At 65.0% G+C, this 25,925-nt stretch carries 28 protein-coding genes and 1 tRNA gene; 18 read left to right on the plus strand and 11 right to left on the minus strand.

The window, feature by feature from the left end; translation table 11 throughout:
• Positions 1–108: 108 nt before the first annotated feature.
• Positions 109–849 carry an SDR family NAD(P)-dependent oxidoreductase gene (locus FEJ81_RS03575; protein ID WP_138243986.1) on the minus strand — a complete coding sequence of 247 codons (741 nt, stop codon included), beginning with the start codon at positions 847–849 and terminating at the stop codon, positions 109–111.
• Between the two features lie 119 nt (positions 850–968).
• Between FEJ81_RS03575 and FEJ81_RS03580 the strand changes: the two genes are divergently transcribed.
• The 11 genes from FEJ81_RS03580 (at position 969) to FEJ81_RS03630 (ending at position 9,654) form a co-directional block, all read left to right on the plus strand.
• Positions 969–1,421 carry a universal stress protein gene (locus FEJ81_RS03580; RefSeq protein WP_138243987.1) on the plus strand — a complete coding sequence of 151 codons (453 nt, stop codon included), beginning with the start codon at positions 969–971 and terminating at the stop codon, positions 1,419–1,421.
• A 141-nt stretch (positions 1,422–1,562) separates the two neighbouring features.
• Positions 1,563–2,027, plus strand: a complete 465-nt coding sequence (locus tag FEJ81_RS03585; RefSeq protein WP_138243988.1) for a universal stress protein — start codon at positions 1,563–1,565, stop codon at positions 2,025–2,027.
• A 135-nt stretch (positions 2,028–2,162) separates the two neighbouring features.
• The gene (locus FEJ81_RS03590) at positions 2,163–3,140 is read left to right on the plus strand and encodes an ROK family protein (protein ID WP_138243989.1); all 978 of its coding nucleotides are present in this window, start codon (positions 2,163–2,165) and stop codon (positions 3,138–3,140) included.
• A gap of 126 nt (positions 3,141–3,266) precedes the next feature.
• Complete coding sequence (locus FEJ81_RS03595; RefSeq protein ID WP_138243990.1) at positions 3,267–4,712, plus strand: LVIVD repeat-containing protein; 1,446 nt, start codon at positions 3,267–3,269, stop codon at positions 4,710–4,712.
• A gap of 60 nt (positions 4,713–4,772) precedes the next feature.
• Positions 4,773–5,138, plus strand: coding sequence for a NifU family protein (locus tag FEJ81_RS03600; RefSeq protein ID WP_138243991.1), 366 nt, complete (start codon positions 4,773–4,775; stop codon positions 5,136–5,138).
• A 155-nt stretch (positions 5,139–5,293) separates the two neighbouring features.
• Positions 5,294–5,863 (plus strand): amino acid-binding protein, encoded by a 570-nt coding sequence (locus FEJ81_RS03605; protein ID WP_138243992.1) that lies wholly within the window; start codon positions 5,294–5,296, stop codon positions 5,861–5,863.
• Positions 5,863–6,810 carry a homoserine dehydrogenase gene (locus FEJ81_RS03610; protein WP_138243993.1) on the plus strand — a complete coding sequence of 316 codons (948 nt, stop codon included), beginning with the start codon at positions 5,863–5,865 and terminating at the stop codon, positions 6,808–6,810. The genes FEJ81_RS03605 and FEJ81_RS03610 overlap by 1 nt, the downstream gene beginning before the upstream one ends.
• A gap of 187 nt (positions 6,811–6,997) precedes the next feature.
• The gene (gene tuf / locus FEJ81_RS03615; RefSeq protein WP_006430745.1) at positions 6,998–8,263 is read left to right on the plus strand and encodes a translation elongation factor EF-1 subunit alpha; all 1,266 of its coding nucleotides are present in this window, start codon (positions 6,998–7,000) and stop codon (positions 8,261–8,263) included.
• Positions 8,264–8,572: a 30S ribosomal protein S10 gene (gene rpsJ, locus FEJ81_RS03620; RefSeq protein WP_004215311.1), complete on the plus strand. Its 309-nt coding sequence runs from the start codon at positions 8,264–8,266 to the stop codon at positions 8,570–8,572.
• Between the two features lie 193 nt (positions 8,573–8,765).
• On the plus strand, positions 8,766–9,470 hold the full coding sequence (locus FEJ81_RS03625; protein WP_138243994.1) for a rhomboid family intramembrane serine protease: 705 nt from the start codon (positions 8,766–8,768) through the stop codon (positions 9,468–9,470).
• Positions 9,471–9,582: 112 nt separating this feature from the next.
• Positions 9,583–9,654: transfer RNA gene (locus FEJ81_RS03630), tRNA-Ala, on the plus strand.
• A gap of 429 nt (positions 9,655–10,083) precedes the next feature.
• Here FEJ81_RS03630 and FEJ81_RS03635 read toward each other — a convergent pair.
• The 4 genes from FEJ81_RS03635 to FEJ81_RS03650 all read right to left on the minus strand — a co-directional run bounded on the left by FEJ81_RS03635 (position 10,084) and on the right by FEJ81_RS03650 (position 12,825).
• Complete coding sequence (locus FEJ81_RS03635) at positions 10,084–11,487, minus strand: hypothetical protein (protein ID WP_138243995.1); 1,404 nt, start codon at positions 11,485–11,487, stop codon at positions 10,084–10,086.
• Between the two features lie 86 nt (positions 11,488–11,573).
• Positions 11,574–11,915 (minus strand): hypothetical protein, encoded by a 342-nt coding sequence (locus tag FEJ81_RS23665; protein ID WP_138243996.1) that lies wholly within the window; start codon positions 11,913–11,915, stop codon positions 11,574–11,576.
• A gap of 117 nt (positions 11,916–12,032) precedes the next feature.
• Positions 12,033–12,353, minus strand: a complete 321-nt coding sequence (locus FEJ81_RS03645) for a HalOD1 output domain-containing protein (RefSeq protein WP_138243997.1) — start codon at positions 12,351–12,353, stop codon at positions 12,033–12,035.
• Entirely contained in the window at positions 12,346–12,825 is a 480-nt protein-coding gene (locus FEJ81_RS03650; RefSeq protein WP_138243998.1) for an Lrp/AsnC family transcriptional regulator, read from the minus strand. The genes FEJ81_RS03645 and FEJ81_RS03650 overlap by 8 nt, the downstream gene beginning before the upstream one ends.
• 395 nt (positions 12,826–13,220) lie before the next feature.
• Here FEJ81_RS03650 and FEJ81_RS03655 point away from each other — a divergent pair, with 395 nt between their 5' ends.
• Positions 13,221–14,333 carry a lipid II:glycine glycyltransferase FemX gene (locus tag FEJ81_RS03655; protein WP_138243999.1) on the plus strand — a complete coding sequence of 371 codons (1,113 nt, stop codon included), beginning with the start codon at positions 13,221–13,223 and terminating at the stop codon, positions 14,331–14,333.
• Between the two features lie 141 nt (positions 14,334–14,474).
• Here the strand turns inward: FEJ81_RS03655 and FEJ81_RS03660 are convergent, their stop codons facing one another.
• Positions 14,475–15,959 carry an ATP-binding protein gene (locus FEJ81_RS03660; protein ID WP_138244000.1) on the minus strand — a complete coding sequence of 495 codons (1,485 nt, stop codon included), beginning with the start codon at positions 15,957–15,959 and terminating at the stop codon, positions 14,475–14,477.
• Between the two features lie 259 nt (positions 15,960–16,218).
• Between FEJ81_RS03660 and FEJ81_RS03665 the strand changes: the two genes are divergently transcribed.
• The gene (locus FEJ81_RS03665) at positions 16,219–17,238 is read left to right on the plus strand and encodes a WD40/YVTN/BNR-like repeat-containing protein (RefSeq protein ID WP_138244001.1); all 1,020 of its coding nucleotides are present in this window, start codon (positions 16,219–16,221) and stop codon (positions 17,236–17,238) included.
• A gap of 8 nt (positions 17,239–17,246) precedes the next feature.
• Here FEJ81_RS03665 and FEJ81_RS03670 read toward each other — a convergent pair whose 3' ends face one another.
• Both FEJ81_RS03670 and FEJ81_RS03675 read right to left on the minus strand, forming a co-directional pair.
• Positions 17,247–18,152 (minus strand): hypothetical protein, encoded by a 906-nt coding sequence (locus FEJ81_RS03670; RefSeq protein WP_138244002.1) that lies wholly within the window; start codon positions 18,150–18,152, stop codon positions 17,247–17,249.
• On the minus strand, positions 18,145–19,365 hold the full coding sequence (locus tag FEJ81_RS03675; RefSeq protein WP_138244003.1) for an outer membrane protein assembly factor BamB family protein: 1,221 nt from the start codon (positions 19,363–19,365) through the stop codon (positions 18,145–18,147). Before FEJ81_RS03675 ends, FEJ81_RS03670 begins: the two co-directional genes overlap by 8 nt.
• A gap of 166 nt (positions 19,366–19,531) precedes the next feature.
• Between FEJ81_RS03675 and FEJ81_RS03680 the strand changes: the two genes are divergently transcribed.
• From FEJ81_RS03680 to FEJ81_RS03700, 5 genes are all read left to right on the plus strand, one after another.
• On the plus strand, positions 19,532–19,846 hold the full coding sequence (locus FEJ81_RS03680; RefSeq protein WP_006430754.1) for a 30S ribosomal protein S24e: 315 nt from the start codon (positions 19,532–19,534) through the stop codon (positions 19,844–19,846).
• Complete coding sequence (locus FEJ81_RS03685) at positions 19,847–19,981, plus strand: 30S ribosomal protein S27ae (RefSeq protein ID WP_138244004.1); 135 nt, start codon at positions 19,847–19,849, stop codon at positions 19,979–19,981. It begins immediately after the preceding gene.
• A gap of 121 nt (positions 19,982–20,102) precedes the next feature.
• Positions 20,103–21,734 carry a bifunctional N(6)-L-threonylcarbamoyladenine synthase/serine/threonine protein kinase gene (locus FEJ81_RS03690; RefSeq protein ID WP_138244005.1) on the plus strand — a complete coding sequence of 544 codons (1,632 nt, stop codon included), beginning with the start codon at positions 20,103–20,105 and terminating at the stop codon, positions 21,732–21,734.
• Between the two features lie 96 nt (positions 21,735–21,830).
• Entirely contained in the window at positions 21,831–22,121 is a 291-nt protein-coding gene (locus FEJ81_RS03695; RefSeq protein ID WP_138244006.1) for a DUF5808 domain-containing protein, read from the plus strand.
• 130 nt (positions 22,122–22,251) lie between these two features.
• Complete coding sequence (locus FEJ81_RS03700; RefSeq protein WP_138244007.1) at positions 22,252–22,803, plus strand: XTP/dITP diphosphatase; 552 nt, start codon at positions 22,252–22,254, stop codon at positions 22,801–22,803.
• 37 nt (positions 22,804–22,840) lie between these two features.
• Here FEJ81_RS03700 and FEJ81_RS03705 read toward each other — a convergent pair whose 3' ends face one another.
• The 3 genes from FEJ81_RS03705 to FEJ81_RS03715 form a co-directional block, all read right to left on the minus strand.
• Positions 22,841–23,968 (minus strand): guanosine monophosphate reductase, encoded by a 1,128-nt coding sequence (locus FEJ81_RS03705; RefSeq protein WP_138244008.1) that lies wholly within the window; start codon positions 23,966–23,968, stop codon positions 22,841–22,843.
• Positions 23,969–24,084: 116 nt separating this feature from the next.
• Positions 24,085–24,564, minus strand: coding sequence for a DUF7384 family protein (locus FEJ81_RS03710; RefSeq protein WP_138244009.1), 480 nt, complete (start codon positions 24,562–24,564; stop codon positions 24,085–24,087).
• 165 nt (positions 24,565–24,729) lie between these two features.
• Positions 24,730–25,842, minus strand: coding sequence for a putative sulfate/molybdate transporter (locus FEJ81_RS03715; protein ID WP_138244010.1), 1,113 nt, complete (start codon positions 25,840–25,842; stop codon positions 24,730–24,732).
• Positions 25,843–25,925 lie beyond the last annotated feature (83 nt).

The following is a 25,925-nucleotide window of genomic DNA, read 5'->3' on the forward strand; positions in this document are numbered from 1 at the left end:
TTTTACTGCGTCGGGGTCTCTCACTCCGTTCGAGACCCGCTCCTCGCAAAAATCTGGACCAAAAACTACCCGCGGCGCACTGCGCCGCGGTTCGACTGTTCGTCGCACTCACACCGTCTCGGGGAGCCAGCCGCCGTCGACCTCGAGGTTTTCCCCGCTAACGTAGCCGCTCTCCGGGTCGAGGAAGAAGTACAGCGGCGCGATCAGGTCCTCGAAGCTCGCGGGCCGGTCGCGGGGCAGTTCCTCGGGAAATTCCGCGGAGTTCTCGACGACGTACGGCGAGATAGCGTTGACCGTGATCCCGTCGTCTTGCGTGTCGGCCGCGAGCATGCGCGTAAACATCAACACGCCCTTCTTCGCGACGAAATAGGGGAAGTTCTTCGGACTCACGAGGCCCTGCTCGCTCGAGGCGTAGCCGATATTCACGATCCGCCCGTACTCGCCCTCTCGCATCTCGGGCAGCGCCCGCTTCGAACAGAGATAGGTCCCGTTGAGATTGGTCTCGAGGACGCGGTTCCACGCCTCGAACTCGAGGTCGGCCCAGTGGGCGGGCGCGAAGTCGCCGACGTTGTTCACCAGCACGTCGACGCTCCCGAGTTCGGCCTCGACGGCCGAGAAGAGCCCGTCGACGCTCTCGGGATCGGTCACGTCGCCCTGAATCGTCATCGCGTCGGACCCGCTGCGTTCGCGGGCCTCGTCGGCCACCTCGCGAGCGGCATCGGCGCTCGTGTGGTAGTGAACCGCCGTCCGCGCACCGCAGTCGGCCGTCGAAAGCAGGAGTTCGCGACCGACACCGACCGCTGCGCCCGTAACGAGTACCGTTTGCCCGTCGAGATCCGGTCCCTCCATGTCCCAGCCGTCGGTGACGGCGTGGAAAAATCGACCGGTTACGCACACGCAAGTGCCCCGCTGCGGACGGTGTTCCCTAACCCGCGGATTTACGGCGGTGGACAGGTAACCCCTCTGCTATGTTAGATACAGTGTTGCTCGCCGTCGGTCCCGGTGACGCCGACCGCAGCGATCAACTGGCCGAAGCGGTCCTCGAAGTAGCGAAGCCCGCCGACGCGACCGTCGTTCTCGCACACGTGTTCACGAGCAACGAGTACGACGAGGTACTCGACCGCCTCGAGTTCGATACGGACGCCGATACGGTCGACCCCGACGCGGTCGCGGCGCGCCATTCGACGATCCACGACCTCGAGTCGGTCCTCGAGGAACACGGCGTCGACTACGAGGTACAGGGAGGCGTCGGGGAACACGGACCGACGATCGTCGATCTGGCGGCGAGTACTGAAGCCGACCGAGTCATCGTCGGCGGGCGGCGGCGCTCGCCGACGGGCAAGGCCGTCTTCGGCTCGACGGCACAGGAAGTCATGCTGTCGGCTCCCTGTCCGGTCACGTTCGTCCGTCACGACGAATAGACCGCTGCTCGGTCGCGTCGGGTGACCTCGCGCAGTACGCCACAGTGTCGTCCGAGTGACGACGCCACGCGACATGACGAGCGTGCTGTAATACCGCCTTGACGAGAATACTTAAGCGGGTGGCCAGACCATTGTGAGCGTATGGCAATCGATACGGTGCTTCTCGCGGTCGGTCCCATGGACACAGTGCGCGCGCCGGAACTCGCCGAAACGGTCCTCGAGATCGCGGACCCCCTCGAGGCGACCGTCGTGATCGGGCACGCGTTCACGGCGGACGAGTACGAGGACGTCCGCGAGGACCTCGGCTTCGATGACCGCGTCGAGGACGTCGATCCCGACGCGGTCGCCGCCCGGCGTGCGCCGGTCCCGGAACTCGCCGAGCGGTTCGAGGCGGCCGGCGTCGAGTACGAGATCAAGGGCGCGCTCGGCGAGGTCAGCACGACGGTCGTCGATATGGCGATCGATGTCGACGCGGACCGGATGGTCGTCGGCGGCCGGCGGCGCTCGCCCGCCGAAAAGGCCGTTCTCGGCTCCGTTTCACAGGAAATCATCCTGCAGGCACCCTGTCCGATCACGTACTTCCGCGACCTCGACGTAATGGAGTAGCGACGCCACCGCGAGGCGGTCACCGATTCCGTTCGCCGCCGTCTCGCTATCGGCTCCGTAACGTATCGAAATTGCTACTCGTCGCCGAGTATAATCTGGGTAGTTAAGTACGGTGACGGTCGTCGCTAGGACAACATGGTCTACTATGCGGGCGTCGATCTCGGCGCGACCAACGTCCGGGCCATCGTCGCCGAGGCCGACGGGACGACGATCGGCGTGAGTCGCCGATCCACACCACGCGGGCCGACGGGTATCGACGTGACTGAGGGTGTGCTTCGAACGCTTCGCGAGGCGTGTGGCGACGCCGGGGTCGACCCCGAGCGAATCGCCGCCACAGGGATCGGCTCGATCGGGCCGTTCGACCTCGCGGAGGGCGCGGTGATCGATCCGGCCAACCTCCCGAGTTCGATCGACCGGATCCCACTGACGGGACCGATCGCGAAACTGATCGACAGCGAGGACGTCTACCTCCACAACGACACCGCCGCGGGCGTCATCGGCGAGCGCTTTCACGCCGCCAGCAACCCGGACGACATGGCCTACATCACTATCTCCTCGGGGATCGGTGCCGGCGTCTGCTGTGATGGGTCCGTGATGAGCGGCTGGGACGGCAACGTCGGCGAAGTCGGCCACTACGTCGTCGATCCCCGTGGCCGCCTGACGTGTGGCTGTGGCCGCGAGGGCCACTGGGAGGCCTACTGCTCGGGCAACGCCATCCCCGACTACGCCCGGCTGCTCGCCGAGGACGACCCGACGATCTCGACGAATCTCCCGCTCGAGGGGGCGGAGTTCACGGCGAAGGACGTCTTCGAGCTGGCGGGGGAGGACGAACTGGCCGATTACGTCATCGAACAGCTCGCCCACTGGAACGCGATCGGCGTGACCAACGTGGTCCACGCGTTCGCGCCGATCGTCGTCTCCTTCGGCGGCGCGGTCGCCCTGCACAACGAGGAACTCGTCGTCGATCCCATCCGCGAGCGCGTCTCCGAGATGGTCATGACGAACGTCCCCGAGATCCGGGTCACCGACCTCGGCGACGACGTCGTCGTCGAAGGCGCACTGGCGAGCGCGCTGACCGAGGGAACCGGCGATCGGCGACGGATGCGCGGCTGAACCGCTCGCGGACGACGCCCCGAGCGCTCTCGAGTCGGCATCGCGGAGACGTGAGACGAGCCCACGAGCCTCGAGTGCGGCCGCGAGCAGCCACCTTCTATGTACCTGCAGCACCCACCGGTGGGTATGGAGCGGAGAGCGTTTCTCGCGACGAGTGGTGCCGCCGGCCTCGCCCTGTCCCTGCCGGGCACAGCCGCGGCGTCTCGATCGAGTCCCGCGGTCGCCCGGCGCCAGAGCGGCTACGAACCGCTCGGTCAGGTCCCGGTCGGCAGCGCTGCAGAGGCCGTCGTCGGCGACGACGGGGAGACCGCCGCCGTCGCCGTCGCGACCGGGTTCGTGACCGTCGACGTGAGCGATCCCGCCGACCCGACAATCCTCGCCGAGGAACGCGACATCGAACTCGAGGGGGAATCCCTGTCCCAAATCCTCGACGTGACCGTCGACGGCGACCGACTGGTCGTCGCGGGCCCGGCCAATCCGGGTCCCGGAATCAAGGGATTTCGCTGCTACGACGTGAGCGATCCCGCCGACCCCGCCTCGATCGGCGCGTACGAAACCGGCTACCACATCCACAACTGCTACCTCGAGGACGAACTGCTGTTCGTCGCGGCGAACACACAACGGGAGAATCCGCTCGTCATCTACGACGTCGGCGGCGACGAGATTGCCCACGTGGGCACGTGGTCGCTGCTGGATCGCGAGCCCGGCTGGCGCGATACCAACATGTTCGCCCGCTATCTCCACGACGTCTACGTTCACGACGGGATGGCCTACCTCGCCCACTGGAACGCGGGGACCTATCTGGTCGACGTCACCGATCCGACCGAGCCCGAATACGTCTCGCACGTCGCGGAGACCACGCTCGCGGAGCAACGCGAGATCGACGACTGGCGGGACGCCGCCTACGGATTGCCGGGCAACGATCACTACGCCGCGGTCGACGAGACCGGCGACCTCATGGCCGTCGGGCGGGAGGCGTGGGCGACCGGCGGCCCGGCTCCCGATCGGCCGGGCGGGATCGACCTCTACGACGTGAGCGATCCTTCGGAGCCGGTACACCGCGGGTCGATCGACCCCCCGCGGACGACCGACGAGTCATACGGCGGGGGCACGTGGACGACATCGCACAACTTCGAACTGCGCGACGACCGACTCTACTCGTCGTGGTATCGCGCCGGCGTGAAGATCCACGACGTGAGCGATCCCGCTGACCCCGAGCAACTCGCGTGGTGGCGCGACCCCGCCGAGACCGGCTTCTGGACGGCTCGGGTCCTCGAGCCCGGCGAAACGTTCGTCGCGAGCAGTACCGAGGCGATTCGGAACACGTCGATCAAAGGGGCGCTCTATACCTTCCCGATCGAAGCGGGCGAACAAACCGATCCGCCGTCGCTGCAGGAGCCCGGCGGCTGGGGGGCCGACAGTAACGGGTCGAACGAGACGAACGGGGCTGCCAACGAAACCGAAGCCGACGGGGGCGACGACTCGATTCCCGGGTTTACCGCCCTCGGTGGCCTCGCCGTCGGTGGGATGGGACTCGAGTGGCTGCGCCGGCGCGGAAACGTTCAGGATTAATCCGTGGAATTTCGGCGGCGTGACCGAACTTATACACCGTTCGAGTGCCTAGCACGGGGCATGACTGACTCCGAGGACGAGGCGTCGCTGAAAGAACGCGTCGAGCAGTGGATGGCCCGGGAGATGCCGATTATCCAGATGCACGGCGGGACCAGCGCAGTGCGGGCGGCCGACGCCGAGACCGGCGAGGTCATCATCGAACTCGGCGGCGGCTGCAAGGGCTGTTCGGTCAGCGACGTGACGACGGGCAACATCGAAGCCGAACTCATCACGTGGCCCGAGATCGACGAGGTCACCGTCCGCGTGCCCGACGCGCGCGACAGCCTCGGCGGCCCCGACCAGCCCGAAACCATCATGGGCGTCGACCGGACCGAGGGCGGTCGCGGCGACTGGGGCTCGTCGAACCCGGGCAAAGACCACCTCTGAGTCCGCTGGGAAATCGCCGTTCGCGGCTGCACGCCGCGTGGCCCTCGTTGACAGGGTCGGAGAGTTTTGGCAAGTCCTATATCCTTTTACGCGCCCGTTACGGACATCAGATATCATGACGACGAGTAGACGCCCGCAGAAAGGAGGTGTCGATGATGGGTAACCCGCCAGCGGACGGCGACGAGGACGACCCCGACGCCGAGACCGACGGCGGCCTCCGAGCCTATACCGTCAGGCTCGAGCTCGTCGACGAACCCGGCGAGTTGCTCCGCGCGCTCGCCCCGATCGCCGACAACGGCGGCAATCTGTTGAGTATCCACCACGAGCGCGGCAACATCACGCCGCGCGGCCACATCCCCGTCCAGGTCGATCTGGAGTGTCCCCCCGATCGGTTCGACGACGTCGTCGAGGGGCTCCGCGGTGCCGGCGTCAACGTGATTCAGGCCGGCGCAGAGCACTACGGCGAGGAGATAAACGTCGTACTGGTCGGCCACCTCGTCGAAACCGACCTCTCGAATACGCTCTCCCGCATCGAGGACGAAGCCGACGCCGTCGTCCTCGACCTCTCGCTCGCCGCGCCCGAAGGGACCGGCGGCATCTCGAGTGCGCGCGCCCGACTCGCGATCGACTCCGGCCGGTCGTCGGAAGCGCTCGCGGCGATCCGCTCGATCGGGACGGACAAGGAACTGACCGTCGTCGAACCCCTGCTCGGAGGTGACGCCTGATGAAACTCGCAATCCTCGGTGCCGGTGATGTTGGTCGCTCTGTGGCCGATCTCGCCGGCGAATACGATCACGAGGTCGTCGCGCTCGCCGACTCGACTACCGCGACGGTCAATCCGAACGGAATCGCCGTCGACGACGCCCTCGAGCGCAAGGTCGGCGACGAAGCCCTCGGCCCCGGCGTCCCAGAAGACGTCTTCGAGATGGAGTACGACGTGCTGGTCGAGGCGACGCCGACGACGCTGGGCGACGCCGAACCCGGCTTCTCGCACGTGAAACGCGCACTCGAGGCCGACCGCCACGTCGTCCTCGCGAACAAGGGCCCGGTCGCCGAACGCTACGAGGAACTCCGCGCGCTCGAGGCCGACAGCGCGGGCTCGATCCGGTTCGAAGCGACCGTCGGCGGCGCGATTCCAGTGCTCTCGACGGTCGAAGACTGCACGCCACAGGCCGTCACCGCGGTCCGGGGCGTGCTCAACGGCACGGCGAACTTCATCCTCACCCGGATGGCCGCCGAGGGACTGGACTACGAGCACGTCCTCGCGGAGGCCCAGGATCTGGGCGTCGCCGAGGCCGACCCCACCTTCGATGTCGACGGGACCGACGCCGCGCTCAAGTTCGTCATCCTCGCGAACGTGCTCGCTGACGGCGGGTTCTCGCTCGAGGACGCGACCGTCGAGGGTATCCAGGACATTCCGGGCAGCGCGCTCGATCTCGCCGCCGAGGACGGCCGCACGATTCGGCTCATCGGCGAGGCGACCCGCGACGGCGTCCGCGTCGGCCCGCGGCTCGTCCCCGAGAACGGGGCCCTCGCAGTCACGGGCACGCGTAACATCGTCCAGATCGAAACTCGCAACGCCGGCTCCCTGCACTCGAGCGGCCGCGGTGCCGGCGGTCCGGAGACGGCGACGGCGGTCCTCTCCGACGTCGGCCGACTGCCGCCGCTGTAACCCGCGATCGTCGTTTCTTTCGTCATCGTTCTCCGACCGCGCCGTTGCACTGGAACGTTCCGGAGTGTGTGAATGCTAGCCAAACCGCAAGAAGGCGTCGGGGTAGACCGAATACGCTTTCGAAATGGTTTTAACCGCAACGAGCCAAAGAGACCGATATAAGCGCCTCTGCGCGTGAGCTACAACAATGAGCGACCAACACCAGAACCTGGCCATCATCGGTCACGTTGACCACGGGAAGAGTACGCTCGTGGGACGACTCCTCTACGAGACGGGGAGCGTACCCGAGCACGTCATCGAACAGCACCGCGAAGAAGCAGAAGAGAAGGGCAAGGGCGGCTTCGAGTTCGCCTACGTCATGGACAACCTCGCCGAGGAGCGAGAGCGCGGTGTCACCATCGACATCGCCCACCAGGAGTTCTCCACCGACGAGTACGACTTCACCATCGTCGACTGTCCTGGTCACCGCGACTTCGTGAAGAACATGATCACGGGCGCATCCCAGGCGGACAACGCCGTCCTCGTCGTCGCCGCTGACGACGGTGTCGCGCCCCAGACCCAGGAGCACGTCTTCCTGGCTCGAACCCTCGGTATCGACGAGCTCATTATCGGCATCAACAAGATGGACATCGTCGACTACGAAGAGTCGACGTACGACGAGGTCGTCGAGGAAGTCAACCAGCTGCTCAAGCAGGTCCAGTTCAACACCGAGGACGCCTCGTTCATCCCGATTTCGGCCTTCGAGGGCGACAACATCGCCGAGGAGTCCGACAACACGCCGTGGTACGACGGCGAAATCCTGCTCGAGGCCCTCAACAGCCTGCCGGAGCCGGAGCCACCGACGGACGCGCCGCTCCGACTCCCGATTCAGGACGTGTACACCATCTCCGGTATCGGTACCGTCCCCGTCGGCCGTATCGAGACCGGTCTCCTGAACACCGGCGACAACGTCTCCTTCCAGCCCAGCGACGTGGGCGGCGAAGTGAAGACGATCGAGATGCACCACGAAGAGGTGCCCAAAGCAGAGCCCGGTGACAACGTCGGATTCAACGTCCGCGGCATCGGCAAGGACGACATCCGACGCGGTGACGTCTGTGGCCCCGCCGACGACCCACCGAGCGTCGCCGAGACGTTCCAGGCCCAGATCGTCGTCATGCAGCACCCCAGCGTGATCACGGCCGGTTACACGCCGGTCTTCCACGCCCACACCGCACAGGTCGCCTGTACGATCGAGTCCATCGACAAGAAGATGGATCCCTCGAGCGGCGAGGTCGCCGAGGAGAACCCCGACTTCATCCAGTCGGGTGACGCTGCTGTGGTCACCATCCGACCGCAAAAGCCCCTCAGCATCGAGCCGTCCAGCGAGATCCCCGAACTCGGGAGCTTCGCCATCCGCGACATGGGTCAGACCATCGCCGCCGGAAAGGTCCTCGAAGTTCACGAGAAAGAATAAATGCAGCAAGCACGCGTTCGACTCGCGGGCACGAGTCCAGACGACCTCGACGACATCTGTGACGACGTCCGCGAGATCGCGAACAACACCGGCGTCAACCTGAGCGGTCCGATCCCGCTGCCGACGAAGACCCTCGAGGTGCCGACCCGGAAGTCGCCCGACGGCGAGGGCACTGCGACGTGGGAGCACTGGGAGATGCGCGTCCACAAGCGCCTGATCGATCTGGACGCCGACGAACGCGCACTCCGACAGCTCATGCGCATTCAGGTGCCGAACGACGTTTCGATCGAGATCGTCCTCGAAGACTGACGGTCGCGGTCGCGACTCGAAGTGGCGTTATTTACCGTTTTTACCGCGTCTCGAGCACTGGTTCCAGCCGTGGCTATGCGATTCGAATAGTTCGTGAGACATGCGCGAGGAGCATCGACCAGATAGCTCGCTCCCCGTCTCGACCAACCCGTGAGCGATGGGACTTTTATCGCTCGCCGTCGCACTCTCTCGTATGGCGAGCCGCTCGCGGTCACGATCGCAGTCGAACACCTACCTGCGGTCCGACTCCGGCGGGACCGACGGATCAGCGTCGGGCTCGAGCAGCCCGATTCTCGAGGTGCTCGTCGTCTTCGCCGTCGTCTTCGTCGCGCAGGGGATCACGACGGTCGCGGGCCTGATGGGGACGTTCTTCGTCCTCGCGCCGCCGCTGACGACGAACCCGTGGACGATCGTGACGAGCGTCTACGCCCACAGCGGGCTCGGCCACCTCGTCTCGAACACCCTCGCGCTGCTCGTCTTCGGCTGGCCGGTCGCGCGGGCCACGACGCGCCTGCGCTTTCACGCCTTCTTCGCGATCACGGGTGCGATCGCGGGCGTCTCCCAGATCGTCATCACGGGCGTGCTCGCGGCACTCCCGTTCGTCCCCGTCGCGCCGACGCCGGGCGTGCTCGGTGCCAGCGGTGCCGTCTTCGCCCTGCTGGGCTATCTCGTCGCCTCGAACCGGCTCTCGACGGGGCTGGCCTCGTTCGTCACGGTCCCGCAGTGGCTGTCGATCCTCGTCTTCGTCGGGCTCGCGATCGCGGTCACGTTCGCCACCGCCTCGCCCGGCGTCGCCCTGATCGCCCACTTCACCGGGTTCCTCGTCGGAGTGGGTGCCGGCCGCGCTCGCGTATTGCAGGTCGGCTCGAGCGCTCGGTCGGACGCCGCGCGGCGCTGAGCGCTTTCGGGCCTCAAGGGGCGCGCTCGAGTGCTGCGTTCCCGTGGTGGTCGGTCACGATCCGTCCTCGAAACACAAGCTACAAATAGAAACCCGGGTTAGAAACGGGCGAGGGCTCGTAGATCAGTGGTAGATCGCTTCCTTCGCAAGGAAGAGGCCCTGGGTTCAAATCCCAGCGAGTCCACTTCTTCACGTCGCTTCGCTCTTCAGTCGTGGACTCGTCGAACATCGCAAACGCTTCGCGTTTGCTTAATCCCGACGAGTCCACTCGTTTGTACCGTGAGTAACTCGAATTTAGATTTAGATCGCTCGAGACTGCCGAACACGGCTTGGCACTGGCTGTAGCGGTCAGTCGGCCAGTGGCAACACATTCTAACCCCTTATTTCGTCGATTTCGGCGTGTAATAGCCCGGATTGCTCCTCGATCGGCGCGCGCCGCGAGGTGGGCGGGAACGAGCCCCCGCCACGCCTGACGGGGAACCACGACGGGGCCGTCGGGTTCCGTTAGGGGCGTGGCTAAGGCCACTACATCAAAATACACCGCACTGCTCCGCGACAGCGGAGTTAAAACAATACCATTGTGAAGGAACCCCATAGCCTGTTGATTAGTGAGTTACTCTTCAGACACCGCATTAGCCAATTCAGTTGGCCAGCCGCCATTTTCATCTTTAATGGTTTGTTCTAAATGATCAGCTGTAGTTTCTATAACTGACTCAGACAATTTTTCAACAATTGTGTTAAAGAACACTATTTTCTTTGCAGCTTCTGATTGAGAATAATAGTTGGGTGTGTTCCCGTGAAGTATTGGGTTTCGCTTCTCGAATAGTTCATTCACGAAATATTCTACAACATTCTCATTAAAGTGATTAGAAACAGGAGTGTTTTGCACAAGATCTCTGATATGAGGCTCTTCTATACAATTACCGGTCTGCGACTGCACTTCCAAATCATCATGATCCCGATAATTAAAGCGCCAGAAATCATCATAATCTACCTCAATAAAGATATCTACCTCTTTCTTTTCATCAAGGAAAGCAGCATATATCCATATTATATGTTCTATCTGTGGATATAATAAATTAATTACAGAGGCATAACGCCCATCCTTGTAGTTTTCCACCACTTCACTTATTATTTCCTCTCTTTCTCTTAGAGAGGGTAATTTGATAGATTCGGTTACAAGATTATCTAAATATTCATCTCCATCAACCTCTGCAACTACTGCCTGTTCAACATCGTCACCACTTTTATATTTCCTATAGAGTGTGCGTATTTCTGGGATAGTAAGGTGGGTAAGCCATCTCAGTGGGAAATCTTCAAATTCTTCTTCAAATTGGAATAAACTAGTATAGAGCTTCGGATTATATATCTGAATTGAAAAATGTTTCAAAACTCGCATCTCATCAGAGCCAATTCTTGGAAGTTCACCTTCTAAATCTTCTTCATCGTATGGAAATGTCTCAAGACTATTTTTTGCATATAGCAATCTGTTTCTCTTGTTGACTAACTCTTCATTATCAGGATTATTCAAAACTGGTTCTTTTATTGATCCTAGTATCTCTTCTTTATCGTTTCTATCGGATTTTCTTATAGTAATTAAATCTGAATACGCTGGCCCGAAAAGTTCTCGTTCAATTTCCTCTAAGTATTCTTCGGCTTCCTGTATGTATTGCTCTGCGTTGCTGTGGTAAAGGTCCACAAGCTCTTGGCTTATTTCACCTCGATCAAAATCATCCCTGACCATTTTGAATATATCATAGCAATCATCCATATTCATGTAGAAATCTACCTCCTTTTCTGAGACATGTGAGGTAAGAAGGAGTGTCTCTCCAGTCTTCACTTTGAGTTCGGTATCAAACGTCGTATCAACCCATTGTCTTCGTTGTATTTCCTCAATTATATCACCAATTATTGGTTCTTCATCAACCAATTTTGAGAATAATTTTTCTGCTTCTTCTTCGCTCTCAAGATCATCTGTTGATATATTGAAAGGATTGGTCGGGTTGTCGTCCCCCATAAGGATATTATTAGTATAGTAGATACGTATATCCACCCCTCCGTTTTGAGTTGGCGATAGTTTTCAGAGCAAATATGAAATTCAATTTAGGGGAATTGAAATAATAATTCGATTGGTATCTTTGCTTGGTCTGTCCCTCGATGGTCACCGCCCCCGTGCCATTGAAGTAATGGTAACTCGCTTGAGCGGACCATCTTGTCTTGAAGGATCGTCAGCCCGCTTTGCCCATGGGGTTTGTAGACGACAAAACAGTACCAGCCATTGTGTCGTCGCAGTTTCTCATGGTATTTCCGATAGACTTTGAAGTTTCCCGGCTGGCCATCGGCGTGCTCAAGCATTGTACTCTTGATTTCGACCGGTGTCCTGTTCCCGAATCGGGCATCATGCCAGCTGGCCCGCTCGAGTTCGAACCGTCGCTTCTTGGCCATCCGCTTTTCACAGATCGTGCCGAAGTGATTCGCTCGCTTTCAGAGAACGACTCACGTACCTCGTGCGCCGATAGATCAATAGCTCTGTTTCCTGCACACAAACTGTTGACCCAAACCTCACTCGTCACTCGAGCCTTCGTCCTCAATAACCGCGACTTCGATCGTGCCATCTCCAGAAACAGTAACGAGGAACTCGTGATAGCGAAAGGAGACCGACAGCTGCTGGGTGTGGGTCGCGCGCTGTGCGTGTTCCAGTACGGTATCGAGGCCCTCGGGGTCGATGACCTCGTAGAGCGGGGGCAGCGTCGCCGACTCGCGCTCGGTGATCGACTCGAGCACGTCGACGACTGCGACGCTGGGTTCGACCGACGCGAAGTCGTACTGCACGCGATAGGTATTCGTCTCGATGTCGTATTCGATCGGGCCGCGGTCACTCATCCGTTTCGTCGTCGACGATCTGTTGGCCGAAGTGGTCGAACGGTTGCTTGTGGAAACTCTTGAGGATCTTCGAGTTGATGACCTCGAGCCCGAGATCGGAGAGTTCGTCGCTGATCCGTGCGATGTCGTCGGTTTCGGTGCCGACGGCCTCGATCTGGATGTTCTGCTGGCCGTTGAGGACTTCCTGGATCGTGACGACGCCGCTCACCTCGCGGGCCGCTTTCGCCAACTGCTCGCGTTCCGGATTCGGCGCGGTACAGATAAAGAGGACGTGCAACTGGAGGCCCGCTTTGTCGTAGTCGACGATCGGATGGTAGCCGCGGATGATGCCTTCCGCCTCGAGTTGCTCGATTCGATTCCGCACCGTGCTCGGTGAGACGCCGATTTTTTCGGCCATCTCCTTGGTCGTGAGTCGCCGTGCATCGCGTTGGAGCAGATAGAGGACGGCCTTGTTCGTTTCATCGAGATCCATTTGCTTGCATTCGCAAATGTTTGCGGTTCCCTTGTCCTTTTCGTACTAGAAATCGGTATTTCTACAAATATCGCATCTTCGGACGCGAAATATGTGGCCTTTCGCCGCGATTGTTGCGGAATAAGCAACGGCGATCGATCCGTCGGAACGGATCAGCACCACGCGAGACGGAACTCCATCCCGGCCCACGGCCCCCGCCGGAGCCGTGTCTACGGCCGCGACCGCAAGTCCCGTGGACAGCGGGGTGGAGCCCGAATCCCTGACTCGGGCGGGTGGTTATCGGCCGCCTACCCCGAAATTTCGTCGCTCCGAAACCGGTTGGCAGTCGTTACCGTCACGGGGCCGGTGAGGAATGGACGGACTACCAAATAGGGAACCCCTCTTGACAACGAGCAATGGCACAAAAGACCGGCGGCAACGCTCGCTCGAGATTCCATCGACTCGGGTCGCTGTTCTCGAATCGGTACGGGCGATCCGCCACTGAGGGGTCAGATCTCGAGGTGAACGTCGTCGATTCCATCCGGGATGTGGGGAAAGCACAGTGGAACGGCATCGTCGAGCGCTCGAGTCGGGGCAGCGTCTTTCACCGCTACGAGTGGCTCGACGCGATCGAGCAGGGGCTGGGGTACACGCCCAAACACCTCGAGGTCACCAAGGACGGAAACACGATCGGCGGGATGCCGAACTTCGTGGTGGAGATCGAGAAGACCCCGTTCAACCGCCTCTCGTCGCTCTATCCGGGATTTGGCGGCCCGCTGCTCCCGACGGACACGACGGAGTCGCTCGAGCGCGTAACGAAGGCCGTCCCGCAACTCTGTCGGGGGAAGACGATCGTTCACCAGATCCGCGGGCTCGATATGAGCTATCTGCGGTACAACGACGCGCTTCAGTCACAGGGGTATCAGCCGTACCGGCGGGAGTGTCGGTTCCTGCTCGATCTCACCAAGGGCCACGACGAGATCCTCGCGGACATGAGCCGGACCCGGCGGCGGGGGATCGAACACGGTCAGGACGTCGACTACGAGATCGTCGAGGAGGAGATCACGCGGGAGACCATGCAACGATTCTATCGGAGTTACGAACGCGTCATGGACCGCGTCGGCGGGGAGGTGTATCCGTTTTCCTTCTTCGAACAGCTGCAGGCGATGGACGACCGCCTCCTCTTGCTGACGATTCGGATCGACGGCGAGTACGCGGGCGGGATGCTCGAGGTGCTCGACGACGAGCGCGATTCGATCCACGGCTTTTTCGCCGCCGTTCCCCGGGAGTACTTCGACGATCACGCGTCGGAGCTCCTCTACGATCACGTGTTCCAGTGGGGGATCGACCACGGGTACGAGACCTACGACTTCGGCAGCACGAACACGGACTTCGAGGACGGCGTCTTCCGGTTCAAGGAAGGCTTCGGCGGGCGATCCGTCCCGATCCTCGTCTGGGAGCGGGGGTGTAGCCCCCTCTGGCCGCTGGTGAAGGCCGGCCGTGCGTTGTACTGGCCGTATTACACGTGATTCGGCTCGCCGGGATCGAGCGGCCGTTCAGACCCGCTCGAGGACCCTGTCCTAACGGCCGCCGGCTCGCGGTTCATCGGCGCAGACGGGCCGACGGATCGGCGGTCACGCGACCCGGCGATCGATCCGGTGTGGCGGGCGTCAGCGGCCGCTTACTGCGTCGGTATCGATCCCCGCCGCGTCGGCCACGGCCGGAAACGATAGTCGAACGGTCGTTCCGCCCTCGGGGACGTCGCTAAAGGAGAGTTCGCCGCCGGTCGTCCGAACGATCCAGTTGACGAGCCACAGTCCGAGCCCGGAGCCGTGGTCCAGTGCCGTCTCGTGGCCCGCGAGCACCGCTCGGCGTTCGGTCTCCGGAATCCCCGGTCCGTCGTCGGTGATCGTAAACTCGAGTCGGGTGCGAGAGTCGGACTCGACAGTGGAGACGGCGATTTCGATGCTCGGACGCCCGCCGGACCGGGCAGACACATCGGCGTGGCCGTTGCCGTCGCCGTCGGTCGCGACGGGTTCTCGCGACCGCGTCGCGGTGTTGTGTTCGACCGCGTTGTCGACGAGTTCGTTCAAGGCATCGACCACCGTGTCGTCGACGGTGGGCGTCGCGGACGCCGCTCCGCCGTCTTCCACTCGCGACACGATGTCGGCGTTCGGATAGACCGACAGCGCCCGGTCCGTGACCCGTCGGACCGCCTCGCCGGGGTTGATCAGGTCGGCGTTCCCGTGTCGGTCGAGCGTCCGCTCGACGCCGCGGGCCTTATCGGCCGTCGCGAGCAGGTCGTCGATCTCCGCGCGGATCGGCTGCACGTGCCGGGCCTCGAGTTCGGGATCCCGTTCGCCGATCATGTTGGCGTGGCCCCGGATGACGGTGAACGCGTTCCGGAGGTTGTGCCGGAGCACTCGGTTGAGGACCTGAATGCGCTGCTCGCGGTCGCGCTGGTTGGTGACGTCGCGGGCGACGACGACGTAGCCGTCCTCGAGGCTACTCACCGTCACGTCCTGTGGGTACGTCGTCCCGTCCGTTCGCGTGCCGGTCAGGGTGCCGCGCCAGTAGTTTCGGTCGGACAGCGCCGGGACGACCTCCCGCTCGATTCGGCGTTGAGAGTCGTTCGTGTACAGCGTACACCACTGCTGGCCTTCGAGGTCGGCCCCATCCCCCAGTCCGTAGAGCGCGGCATACGCCTCGTTGGCGTAGACGTGGCGGTCGTCGACGACGACCGCGATACCGTCCATCGAGGCGTCGACGGCCCGCGAGAGCCGCTCGTTCTCGCGGTACTGCTGTGAGAACTCGGCGTAGACGTGCCCGATGGCGGCCCCGAAAGCGAGACCGGTGCTCGAGGCGTTGATGACCGGCTGGGCGAACCCGCCGGAAAATCCCATTCGGACCGAGAGGAGAGCAATACTACAGAGACAGAAGAGCGCGACCAACGCCCCGCAGATACACGAGCCGATGGTGACGATCACCGCCCGGTCGGGGTCGTCCGCGGCGTCGGTCCGCAGGCCGTATCCGACGAGCGCGACGCCGATTGCCGTCGGGACGACCATCTCGAGTGCCAGCAACAGCGGGGGGCCGCCGAACGCCAGCGCGTAGGCTACGACGATGCCGAGCAGGCCGAGACCGACCAGCGACACTATGTGCGCTCGAACACGGCCGACCGTGTGGCGAGTGAGAGCCCCCATCGAACTAGTAGGGGATCTGTCTACTGCTCTCATTAATGAATTGGCACGGCGGTTGACACGACCGGCGAGTCGAGACTCACGACTCCGCTGATGCGAGTGCGAACGGACGGCTAATCGATCGCCGGACGGCAGGGCGACGGGGGCTCCGATCGACAGTTCTGATCGAAGGCCCATGCGACGGTATATCCGGCTCGCCCCCGTTCGGTCCCGTATGACGACGGTACTCGTCGCACTCCGAGACCGACTGCTCGTCTGTACGGGCGACGGATCCGCGGCCGGCGACTGGACGACGACGGCGCGACTCGAGGGCCACGACCTCGAGTGCGTCGCGGCGGATCCCGACGCGCCGGACCGCTACGTCGTCGGCACGTTCGAAAACGGCCTGTTCCGAAGCGCCGACGGCGGCGAGACGTTCGAGCGACTCGAGATCGACTCCGATGCCCTCGAGAGCGACGCCGTAATGTCGGTGACGGTCAGCTCGCACGATCCGCGGGTCGTCTACGTCGGCACCGAACCCAGCCGTATCTTCCGGTCGCGCGACGGCGGCGATTCGTGGACGCATCTCGAGGGGCTCGCGGCCCTCCCCTCCGCGGACGAGTGGTACTTCCCGCCGCGCCCGCACACCCACCACGTTCGCTGGCTCGAGGTGGACCCGTTCGATCCCGAGCGACTGGCGGTCGGAATCGAAGCGGGCGCGTTCGTCTCCACGCCCGACGGCGGCGAGACGTGGCGCGAGCGGCCCCCAGGATCGCGCCGGGACAACCACAGTCTGGCGACGCACCCGGATCGGGAGGGGCGACTCTACGCCGCGGCCGGCGACGGCTACGCCGAGAGCGACGACGGCGGGCGGTCGTGGCGGCGGCCAGAGGACGGGCTCGCACACACCTACTGCTGGAGCGTCGTCCCCGATCCCGGCGATCCGGACCGCGTGCTCGTCTCGAGCGCGAGCGGCGCGTCGACGGCCCACACGGCGAGCAGAGCGGAGTCGTACGTCTACCGTCGCGAGGACGACGGCCCGTGGGAGCGGCTCGACGATCGGGGCTTGCCGACCGGCGAGGGCGTCGTCAGAGCGGTGTTCGCGACGACGGGCGAGCCCGGCGTCGTCTACGCGGTAAACAATCGCGGGCTCTTCGCAACCCGGGACTTCGGCGACTCGTGGACGCCGATCGAGATCGACTGGCCCGCGGGGCTCGAGGCGCAATCACCGCGCGGACTGGTCGCGCTTCCCTGAGTCTGACCTCAGTCGGAAACACCGGCTGTCTCGTCCGATTCCGCCCGCACCGTGACGGTCGAGACGGCGTGGGCCGCGCCGACGACGGTCGTGCTCAGCACCGTTCCGACGGACGGCAGGCTCCCAAGGAACCACGCCGCGAGGCCGAGACAGCCCACGAGCGCGAGCACCCGCAAGCCGATCCCGCGGGTCGCTCGCCAACTCCGGGAGAGCGCGGTCAGCGGGCCCGCACCGGCGACGACGAACGCGGGCGCGGCAAAGGCCCGAACGAACGCGGCGAACAGGGGAACGGCGAGCACTGCTCCGAGCAGGAGCCCGCCGTCGAACGAGCCGAGGACTCGCCCGACCGCATCGAACGAGACGACCACCCCGAAATACGCGAGCAGCCGTCGGCCCGAGAGCGCCTCGTCCCAGCGCTCGATGTCGGCGCTGGCTCGCGCGACGGTCGCGATCCCGGCGACCGCGACGGCGGCGAAGGCGAGAATCTCGAGGCCGATCCCCCAGACGAGATACGGGGGCCGCAGACCGACGAAGGCCTCGAGCGAGCGCGCCGTTTCGGGGACTCCGGTCGGATAGCCGGCGTACTCGATGCTGAGACGCGTCCATTCACCGCCCCCGGTCGCCAGCGTCGGAAGCGGGTCGGCGCGCCGGAGCCAGTCGAGGACGGTGAGGAAAACGCCCGCGATCGCGAACGGCAGCGCGAGCGTCGGCTCGCGCCGGAGACGCGCTACCGGCTGCGGAAGCGTTACGGACGGTCCGGCATCGTCGGCGTCCCGCTGTCCGTTCTCGTCTGCGGACACCGCCTCTCCGGTCGGACTCATCGGCGAACGGTCGTCCGAGTCCGGATCGGCGTCCGATTCCGAGTTCGAACGGTCCGCCGTCGATGTCGCCGCCTCGACCTCCCCGTCAGTCATCCTGTTCCTCCAGCGCGAGGACGCGGTCCCCGTCGACGACGTAGAGGGTGCCGTCGCCGACTGCCGGCATGGAGATCGCCCACTTCGCCCCGTAGGTAAAGCCCGGGTCGCCCGTTTCCGCGTCGAACGCGGCCAGTTCGTAGCCGCTGTTGGTCACGTAGACGACGCCGTCGGCGACGATCGGCGTGTCGTCGTGCCCGTACAAAACCGACCACGCCGGCTTTCCGGTCTCGAGGTCGAGCGCGTGCAATTCCCCGTCGACGCCGTCGTCGGCCACGAAGACCCGTCCCTCGGCGACCGCGGCGGCCCCGCGGGTCGCGTTTCCCTCGAGGGACTTCCGCCATCGCCGCGCGCCGCTGTCGGCCTCGAGCAGTCGGATGCCCGTTCTGGTCGGGACGACGACGCCGGCCTCGGTCGCCGTCGGCGGCCGAACGGTCGCGTCCTCGAGCGTTCGGTCCCACCGTTTAGTGCCGCTCTCGGCGTCGAACGCCGCCACCTCGCCCGGCCGGCCGGTGGCGAAGACGATGCCGTCCCGGACCGCGGGTCGGTGGGTGATGCCACCGGCCTCGTCGTCGTCGTCTCGATCGAACCCCCGTCGCCATCGCTCGTGGCCGCTGTCGGCCTCGAGGGCGACGATCTCCGCGGTATCCGGTATCGCGGTGTATACGGTGTCTCCGACCCGCACGGGCGATGGCGTTTCGGACCGGTCTCGGAAATCGATCTCCGAGACCTGACCGGGGCCGCGCCAGCGCACGTCGCCGAATCGCAGTCCGAACAGTTCGACCCCGCCGCCGGCGCTCAGGCCGATGACACCGTCTTTTGCGGTGACCGCCAGCGTCCCGGTCTGATAGACCGACGACGGGACGTAGGTCGGACTCGAGGCGTCGATCGCGTCGACCGAAAAGCGGGCGGCTCCGCGCTCGGTATCGATCGCGACGAACTCGTCGCCGACGGTGTAGAGGATGTCGTCGACGAGGACCGGCGGCGTGACTTCGAACCCGCTGACACTCTCGAGGGATTCGTCCCACGCGACGTGGATCTCGTCGCGCGGGCCCGACGCGTCGGGATTGTATCCCGTCCCGGCGGCGTCGTAGCGGGCCATCGGCCAGTCGGTATCAGTTGTGGCTGAGCGGTCGGCGAGGAGGGTCCCGCCGGCGAGCAGTCCCGCGAGGCTCAGACCACACCCCGCGAGGAGTCGGCGTCTGGAGGGCATCAGTCGAGAGGTCGCCGCGCCGTTATGTAATTCTTACTTTCAGTTCAGCGCGTAGTCAAATCCGGCGGGTGCCGACCGCCGGCGGATCGTCACCCGGGCAAACGGGTGGGCGCTTCGAAATCCTTTTAGGCGCTACCCGGGGATAATAGGGTAACTGAGTGATATCATGGACGTCGACATCATCTCCGAAACGGAGAACCCCATGTTGCATCGAACGGACGTGACCTTCGAACTCGTCCACGAGGACGCCACGCCCTCTCGTCTGCAGGTTCGTGACAGCCTCGCGGCGAAGCTGAACAAGGACGCCGACGAGGTCGTCATCCGCACGCTCGACACCAAGTTCGGGATGCGCAAGACCGTCGGCCAGGCGAAAGTCTACGACACCGCCGACTACGCCCGCGATGTCGAGCAAGACCACATGCTCGAGCGAAACAAGATCGGCGCCGAGGAAGACGCCGAAGCGGAACCGGAGGAAGCCTAAATGGCGCGCTACGAACTCTACGGCGACGACGGCAGCACCGAGGGCGAACTGTGCCCCCGCTGTGGTGACGCCTTCCTCGCCGACCACGGCGACCGCAAACACTGCGGGAAGTGCAGCTACACCGAGTGGGAGTAGGCGCAATGTGGCGACCCGCGGCGGGTCGTACCGAACCGCGACCGGGCCCTGAGTCGGCCCGGCCGCGGGCGATACATCCGGTCTAACGCGATGTATCCACCACCGCAGATTCGTTCTAACCGTGAGTAACACCGCACGTATCCTCGGGATCGAAGGCACCGCGTGGGCCGCCAGCGCAGCCGTCTTCGACGCCGAGACCGACGACGTCTTCATCGAGAGCGACGCCTACCAGCCCGAGAGCGGCGGCATCCACCCCCGCGAGGCGGCCGAACACATGCACGACGCGATCCCGCGCGTCGTCGAGCGCGCACTCGAGCACGCCCGGGAAACCTACGACGGGCCGGCGACGGAGCCGCCGATCGATGCCGTCGCCTTCTCGCGCGGCCCCGGGCTCGGCCCTTGCCTGCGGACCGTCGGCACGGCCGCTCGAGCACTGAGTCAGGCGCTTTCGGTGCCGCTTATCGGCGTCAATCACATGGTGGCCCACCTCGAGATCGGCCGCCACTCCTCGGGCTTCGATTCCCCAGTCTGTCTCAACGCCAGCGGCGCGAACGCGCACTTACTGGCCTACCGCAACGGGCGCTACCGCGTGCTCGGGGAGACGATGGACACCGGCGTCGGCAACGCGATCGACAAGTTCACCCGCCACGTCGGCTGGTCTCACCCCGGCGGCCCGAAAGTCGAGGCGGCCGCCGAGGACGGCGAGTACGTCGATCTCCCCTACGTCGTCAAGGGGATGGACTTCTCGTTTTCGGGGATCATGAGCGCCGCGAAGCAAGCGTACGACGATGGGACGCCGGTCGAGGACATCTGCTACTCCCTCCAGGAGAACGTCTTCGGCATGCTTACGGAGGTCTCGGAGCGCGCCCTGTCGCTGACCGGCAGCGACGAACTCGTCCTCGGGGGCGGCGTCGGACAGAACGCCCGCCTGCGCGAGATGCTCACCGAAATGTGCGAACAGCGCGGGGCCGAGTTCCACGCGCCCGAGCCGCGATTCCTGCGGGACAACGCCGGCATGATCGCGGTGCTGGGTGCGAAGATGTACGCGGCGGGCGACACGCTCGCGCTCGAGGACTCGCGGGTCGACCCCGATTTCCGACCCGACCAGGTGCCCGTTAGCTGGCGGACCGACGAACCCGAACTCGCGGCCGGCCGCGGCGAAGCCGTCGCGGGCGACCGGGAGGTCCGCGGGGCCGAAGCGCTCGTCTCCCTCGAGCCCGACGCGGGTCGCGTCACCAAGCGCCGCGAAGCAAAGACCTACCGCCATCCCGAACTCGACGACCGGCTCCGTCGGGAGCGGACGACGCTCGAGGCTCGACTCACGAGCCTCGCGCGCCGGGAGGGAGTACCCACGCCGGTGCTCTCGGACGTCGATCCCCGCGAGTCGCGACTCGAACTCGAGTACGTCGGCGAGCGGGACCTCCGGGCGGGGCTGACGCCTGCGGGCGTCCGCGACGTCGGGCGGCACCTCGCGCGGCTCCATCGGGCCGGCTTCGTCCACGGCGATCCGACGACGCGGAACGTCAGGGTCGACGACCGAACCTATCTCATCGACTTCGGTCTCGGCTACCACACCGACCACGTCGAGGACTACGCGATGGACCTGCACGTCTTCGACCAGAGCCTCGTCGGCACCGCCGACGATCCCGCCCCACTCCGTGAGGCGGTCCGGGAGGGCTACCGCGAGGTCGGCGAGGAACGGGTGCTCGAGCGCTTACGCGAGGTCGAGGGCCGCGGCCGATATCAGGCATAGCGCGGATCGGTTCCGCCGCACCCGGCCGCCGTCGGTCGCTCGCACCGATCGTCACGGCACACAATACTCTTATCAGGGGAGGACGTATCACCTGCCATGGCAGAGAAGCCGACTTCCGGTGAGATTCTTGGGGTCCCGTACAACTTCGAACGACCGAGCATCAGCCGCATGCTCTCGTCGTACTGGCAGCCCGGCGAAGGGATGCTCGTCGAGAAGCCCTTCGGCGTCGGCTACACCCTGAACCTCGCCAACTGGCGGTCGTGGATCGTCGTCGCCGTCGCCGGCGCGCTCCTCTGGCAACAGGAGTCGGGAGCCACCGAGGAAAGCGATGACGCCGCGGACGAACCCGTGGAAGTCATTGTCGACGACAGCGAAACGGACGACTGAGCGGCGCTCAGCGCGATTTCTCTCGAGTACGTGTCGACTGCTGACTGCCCGAACAGGTGCTCGGCTCCCGATCGGCGGCCGAAGTCGGCCAACCGACGCCTATTTTCCGTCCGGGACCGCCGCCTCGTACATGGCCATTCGATTCGTCACCGGCAACGACGGGAAGGTTCGCGAGGCGCGGGAGTACCTCTCCGGGATCGAGCCCGTCGAGCAGATCGAGTACGACTACACCGAGGTCCAGAGCGACTCACTCGCGGAGATCGCCGCACACGGTGCCGGCGAGGCCTACGCGGAACTGGGGAGCGACGAACCGGTGTTAGTCGACGACGCGGGCCTGTTTGTCGACGCGCTGGGCGGCTTTCCGGGACCGTACTCGGCCTACGTCGAGGACACCGTCGGCGTCGAGCGACTCTGGCGGCTCGCGAGCGAGGAGGAAAACCGGCGCGCGAAATTCCGAACCGTACTCGCCTACGCCGACGAGAACGGCACGGAGACCTTTTCCGGGTCGGTCGCCGGCACGCTCATCGCACCGCGGGGCGAGGGCGGGTTCGGCTACGACCCCATCTTCGAGTACAACGGGCAGACGATGGCCGAGATGAGTACGGAAGAGAAAAACGCGATCTCACATCGCGGGCGCGCGCTGGCCGATTTCGCGGAGTGGTACGCCGGCCGCGACGAGTAACGGGCCGACTCGAGCGGTCGTCGTCCTCGAGCGGAACTCAGTCGTCGCTCTCGGCGGCGGCCGTCCCGGTCTCGTCGTCCGCGAGTTGCGAGTCGGTCTCGTCTTTCGCCTCGCTATCGACGCTGACGCCCTCCCAGTCCTGATCCGTGTGATAGCCCTCGCGTTCCTTCGCGCTCGGGGCGACGCGGATGAACTCGGCCTTTCGGCGCGCGTCGGCGACGGTGTGTCCGCCGCAGTAGGAGAGCCCGGACTGGATGCCGGCACAGAACTCGCCGACGACGTCGGCGACCTGCCCCTTGTACGGCGTCAGGGCCTCGACGCCCTCGTCGGCGCGCACGTCGGCCTCCTTGTCGTCGCGGTTCTCGGCGGCCGTCGTGGTCGCCATGCCGCGCGAGCGCTTGTACCGATCGCCGTCGACTTCGACGACCGCGCCGGGCGCTTCCTCGGTGCCGGCGAGGAGGCTCCCTAGCATCACGGTGTCAGCACCCGCCATCAGCGCCTTCGCCGCGTCGCCGGACGTGCGGATCCCGCCGTCGGCACAGATCGTCACGTCCAGGTCCTCGGCCGCCGTCGCGCAGTCGTCGACGGCGGTCAGTTGCGGGACGCCGGCACCCGCGACCTTCCGCGTGGTACAGTGGGAACCGGGACCGATGCCGACTTTCACGCAGTCCGCGCCGGCGGCCGCCAGATCCGTGACCCCCTCCGGCGTCGCGACGTTGCCGGCGACGAGGTCCGTCGACGGGAACTCCTCCCGGAGCGTTTCGACGGCCTCGAGCGTTCGCTCGAGGTGGCCGTGAGCCACGTCGACGACGAGCGCGTCGACGCCGGCCTCGACGAGCGCGGCGCTGCGGTCGACGTAGTCCTCGTTGATGCCCACCGCGGCGGCCACCCGTTCGCCGGCGGCTTTCACTTTCTCGACTTGTGCCGACTGCTCGTCGGCAGTGAGGAATCTGTGCAAGACGCCGAGGCCGCCGGCTCGAGAGAGTTCGATCGCCAGTTCGGCCTCCGTGACGGTGTCCATCGCGGCGGAGACGACCGGCGTGTCCAACTCGAGGCTCGGCGTGAACGGCGTCGAGAGGTCGACGTCACTGCGGCTGTCGACGGGCGAGCGGTTCGGGACGAGGAGCACGTCACCGTAGCTCAATCCCGTGCGGAGATCGTTCATAACCCCTCAACACTCGGGGCTCGCCTCGCATAAGGGTGTCGGCAGCCGAACGGCACTGCAGAGCGGCGCTGCAAACCGGCCTTCAACCGGCCGAGCGCAGTCGGACGGTGTGGTCGCTACGCTCGCGGGTCCCGATCCGGCCCCGGGTAGTCCCCGCCCTCGACGACCGCGTACAGACTCTCGGGATCGAACAGCGTCGCGAACGCGTCCGGCGGGCGAATGCTGACGGAGACGCGGGGCTGCAGGGTCAGCCCGGCCTCTGCCGATCGAAGCCGCTCGTCGTAGGAAAGCAGGTGTGCCGCCTCGCCCCGATAGGTCGAGGCCAGCGCGGGGTGGTCGCCCTCGGGTTGCTCGACCGCGACGCGCTCGGCCTCGAGTCGTTCCCGGTGGTCGGCGGCGAGGTCGGCGTCGGCGAGGCTCGCCACGAGTCGCTCCGTTTCCTCGAGCAGCGGATCGCTCGCGATCAGTTTGACCCACGAGTGGCGGCGAACGTGGTCCAGCGCCTCGCGCGCGTCGCCACCCACGAGGAGATCCGCCGCGAGCACGTCGGCGTCCGCGACGACCCGTGCGGGGTTCGGTTCATCTCGCTCAGGCATCGTCGTCCTCCCGGATCGACTCGCGTTCGGTTCGGATTCGCTCGAGGTCGCCGCCGTACGCCGCCCCGCGGTCGAACAGGTCGGCCCAACTCGCGCTCATTGGCGGCCGTTGGAACTACGGAACAAAAGGTCGTCCGGCTCGGGCGGACAGCGGCGACGGTTCGGTCAGACTCCTCGAGCGGACCGCGACAGCAGCCAGAACGCGACTGTTCCGAGGACGAACGCGACCCCGACGTTGCCCACGAGGCCGACGAGACCGACCGTCGTGACGACCGCGAGCGAGCGACGACCGTCGACGGGCGCGAACGCGGCGCGGCCGAGTTCGAGCGCCACGACGACGAGCAACACGCCCAGAATCGCCGTCGGGAAGGCCGCGAGCACGGCACCGGCGGCGACCAGCGCGAGCGCGAGGTAGCCGATCCCCAGCAGGACGTTCGCGCCGCCGGTTCGCGCGCCGAAGGCGTACTTCCCCGCGAGGCCGCCGCTGCCGTGACACATCGGGACGCCGCCGAGCGGGATCGATGCGAGGCAGGTGACGCCCATGCTCTGCGAGAGGTCGTCCGGCGACACGTCCCGATCGTAGAGGTCGCCACAGAGCAAAGCGGTCGCGATCGCCGCGTTCCCGACCGTCATCCCCAACTGGGCGACGGTCCCCTCGAGCGCGGCGGCGCTGAACGACGGCGATCCGGCGGGAAAGACGGCGAGATCGGGGACCGCCGGCGTCGGAACGCCGGCCGCCGCGACGGCCGCGACCGCGCCGAGTCCGAGCACGACGAGCACGCTCGCCTCCCGGTAGCCGACGAGCGCCAGCAGGCCGACGACGGCCAGCCCGCCCGCCGCCATCGGGGGGTTTCCGAGCGAGAGGTCGACCGCCGCCTCGAGCAGGAGCAGCGCTACGGCGAGTTGCACCCCGCGGATGACCGGCTCGCCGACGACCCGCTCGAGCCGACCGACGAGTCCGAGCCGGCCGACGACGAGCAAGACGCCGCCGGCGAGCAGCCCGGCGGCGGCGAGTTCGGCGTAGGAAAGCGCGCCGACGATGGCCAGCCCGACCAGCGCCTTCATCGGCTCGACGGAGAGCGGCATCCCGTAATACAGCCCCCAGACGATCTGGAAGACGCCGAAGCCGACCAACACGTGGGGCAGCGAAACGCTCGTCGTTGCAGCCAGCGCGACCAGCAGCGGCAACACCGTAACCGAATCACCTAGCGCACCCGTCAGTTCGCTCGCGGAGAACTCGAGGTCGGCGTCGGTCGGTGACCGGAACGAGTACGCCATCTGTCCCGGATAACTCGGCGACGGCCTTCACTCTTGTCTGTAATCAAACTGGGTTTCGATCCCGGGAAGACGTTAGTGGATTT

It is taken from the genome of Natrinema versiforme (genome assembly GCF_005576615.1).
In the GTDB taxonomy this organism is placed as follows: domain Archaea; phylum Halobacteriota; class Halobacteria; order Halobacteriales; family Natrialbaceae; genus Natrinema; species Natrinema versiforme_A.